Annotated in this window: 3 protein-coding genes; all 3 read left to right on the forward strand. The window is 70.1% G+C overall.

The window, feature by feature from the left end:
• A partial coding sequence (locus FPZ41_RS45720) for a phage portal protein (protein WP_152870728.1) occupies positions 1–2,708 on the forward strand: 2,708 nt, incomplete at its 5' end.
• Entirely contained in the window at positions 2,705–3,073 is a 369-nt protein-coding gene (locus FPZ41_RS45725; protein WP_152870730.1) for a hypothetical protein, read from the forward strand. The genes FPZ41_RS45720 and FPZ41_RS45725, both read left to right, overlap by 4 nt.
• A gap of 14 nt (positions 3,074–3,087) precedes the next feature.
• A partial coding sequence (locus FPZ41_RS45730) for a hypothetical protein (RefSeq protein WP_228023456.1) occupies positions 3,088–3,353 on the forward strand: 266 nt, incomplete at its 3' end.

Here is a 3,353-nt window from a genome sequence, read left to right on the forward strand (position 1 = left end):
TGGCGAACGTCGTCACCCTGGCGCAGACGGTCGAAGATCTCGTGTTCGATGCGATCTCCTGGTGGCAGATCACCGACCGGCTCGCCGACGGGTTCCCGCGCTCGGCGGTGCACGTCGACGTCAAGACGGTGTCGCTGAACCCGCCACCGGGCGCACGCCAGCTGCGCACGCTGCCGTCTGGGCAGCAGCTTCCCGGCGGTGTGGTGTGGGTCAACGGCCAGCCGGTGCCGGGACAGGACATGATCCGGTTCGACTCGCCGAATCCGCCCCTCCTCGGCGCGGCGGCGCGGGCGATCCGGCGCGCGATCCTGTTCGACCGGGCGTCGTCGATGTACGCCAGCGACCCGCGGCCGCAGGACTACTTCACCCCGGCTGAGAACGCGGACCCGATCGAAGACGACGAGGTCGAGGAGATCCTGGACGACTGGGAGGCCGCGCGGCGCGAGCGGGCTACCGCCTACGTGCCGGCCGCCCTGAAGTACCAGACCGTCAACGCGCCCACGCCGGCCGAGCTGCAGCTGGTCGAGCTGAAGAAGGAAGCGACGATCGAGATCGCGAACGCGCTCGGTCTGGACGCCGAAGACCTGCAGGTGTCGACGACGTCGCGCACGTACGCGAACGCGACCGACCGGCGGCGCGACCGGATCAACGACGTGCTGGCCATGTACATGCGGGCCGTGACCGACCGGCTGTCGATGAACGACGTCACCCGCCGCGGTCAAAAGGTCGAGTTCAACCTGGACGACTACCTGAAGGCCAACGCGACCGAGCGGTGGAACACCTACCAGACCGGGCTCACCACGCGCGTGCTCACCGTGCCGGAGGTGCGCGAGATGGAGGGGCTGCCCGCCATTCCGGTCGAGGTTTCTCCGCGCCAGCAACAGACACCCGCGGCTGATCAGGGCCAGCCGCAGACCACCGAGGAGGCCGGGATGACCCGGACCGCGACGAGCGCGCAGTTCGCCGAGGACAGCAACCACGACGTGATCGCGTTCGCGATTCCCGTTGCCGATGCGAACTTCCGCGTCGACGTCGAGAAGCGCACCGTCTCCGGGCTGCTCGTGCCGTGGAACAAGGTCGCACGCTCGGGCTGGGCGAAGTACCGGTTCTCCAAGGACAGCCTGTCCTGGTCGGACACCAGCCGGGTGAAGCTCAACCTCGACCACAACCGTTCCGAGGCCATCGGCTACGCCGTGAAGCTCGAATCCACGGACAAGGGCCTGGAGGGCACGTTCAAGATCGCCCGCGGCGAGGACGGCGACAAGGCATTGATGAAGGCCGACGACAAGGTGCTGGACGGGTTCAGCATCGAGGCCGAGTTCAACGAGGACGGGTCCAGCTGGGGCGCCGACCCGAACGACGACATGGTGCGGCTGGTGTCCGACGCGCGGCTGGCCGGCGTGGCGCTGACCGCGTTCCCCGCATTCGACGACGCCCGGGTGTCGGGCGTCAAGGCATCACGGAAGGACAGCACGATGACGGACAAGCCCGACGGCCCGCAGGGGCAGCAGGGAACCGCGGTCGCCGGGCCGGACGCGGCGACCACCGCCGCGTTCACCGCCGCAGTCGAGGCGTTCACGAAGAACACCGGCACGCTCGCCGAGGCGATCTCGACGCTGGTCGAGGTCCAGCAGAACGGCAGCGAGGGACCCGCGATCGTCGACCCGACTCGCCCCAAGGCGCGGTTCTCGGTCACCGAGGAATCGCTGTACCGGTTCGACGGCTCCCGCGGCAAGCACGACTTCTCCACCGACATCATCGCGGGCGCGAAGGGCGACCACGAGGCGCTGAAGCGCGCGGAGCAGTGGATCCAGGAGAACTTCGCGTTCCCCGGCGGCGCCGACTTCGCGGTGAACCAGGCTGGCGTCAAGGCGCTGAACCCGGACATCAACCGGCCGGATCTGTACGTGGACCAGCTGGAGTACCCGACGCCGATCTGGGACGCGATCCGCAAGGGCACGATCGACGACAACACGCCGTTCGTGCTGCCCAAGTTCCAGTCCGCCTCGAACCTGGTGAACAACCACACCGAGGGCACCGAGCCGACGCCGGGCGCGTTCAGCACGACCACGCAGACCATTACGCCATCGGCGGTGTCGGGCAAGGTCGAGGTGACCCGGGAGGCGTGGGACCAGGGCGGGAACCCGCAGCTGTCCACGATCCTGTGGCGGCAGATGGTGCGCGAGTACAACGAGGCGCTGGAGGAGGCTTCCGCGGCGCTGCTGGAGAGCCTGACCGTCACCACCGTGACGCTCACCGCCGGTGCCGTCGACACCGCGCTGGCGCAGGAAGTGAAGGAGGCGCTGGCCGCGCTGCACTTCAGCCGTGGCGGGTTCCGGTTCCGTGATTTCAAGCTGGAGCAGGGGCTCTACACCGCGCTGGCCGCGGCGAAGGATGCCGACGGTCGGCCGCTGTTCCCCGTGCTCGGCGCGACCAACGCCGACGGCACGATGGGCCAGTTCTTCGGCTCCCTGTCGATCGGCGGTTTGGCCGGCGTTCCGGCGTGGGCGCTGCCGTTCGTCGACGGCGCCGCGAACGACTCCTACCTGTTCAACCGGGAGGACGTCCACGGCTGGGCCTCGAACCCGCAGCGGCTCGACTTCCAGTACCGCGTGGCGTTCGTCGACGTTGCCGTGTGGGGCTACAAGGCGCTGGCCTGCACCCGCACGGACGGCGTCCGCAAGATCACCTACGACAACGCGGCGTGATCTCGGTGAGCGAGGAGCTGGAGCGGCCGCCGACGAGCGGGCCGGGCTCGGGAGCGGCGGCGTGGCGCACCTACGCCGCCGCGCTCACCGGCTCGCCCGTCGAGGCGTGGGCGGAGCTGTCGCGCGACGAGGTGATTGCGCAGCTGGAGTCCGACGGCGTCGTGGCGGCGGGGCCGGAGGACGGCGGACCGGGCGCGGGTGCAGCGCCGGCCGCCCACAGCGCGCCCGAGGAGAGCGGGCGCAAGGACGGCGTCGCCCCGGTCGTCGAGGGGCCGGCCGGGGCGCGCCGTCCGCTGTGGATGGTGCCCACGGAAGACGGGATGGTGCCCGAGGTCGAGGTTCGGGCACGGCAGCGGCAGCGGTGAGGAGGTGAGCGGAGATGGCGTGGCAGCCTGATTACGCCAGCGCGGCGGAGCTGGCCGAGTACGTGCGTGGCGACGACACGGTGGACGGCGACGAGCTGGCGGTGGCCGTCTCCGCCGCCTCGCGCGCGATCGACGAGTTCACCCACCGGCAGTTCGGGCAGACCGAGACGACCGAGCAGCGGTTCTACACCGCGCGCTGGTCGGCGTACCGGGACACGTGGCTGGTGCGGATCGACGACGTCATGGTGGTCCCGACCGAGGTCGCCACCGACCCCGGAGA

The organism is Streptomyces acidicola (assembly GCF_009377235.1).
Taxonomy (GTDB): Bacteria; Actinomycetota; Actinomycetes; order Streptomycetales; family Streptomycetaceae; genus Streptomyces; species Streptomyces acidicola.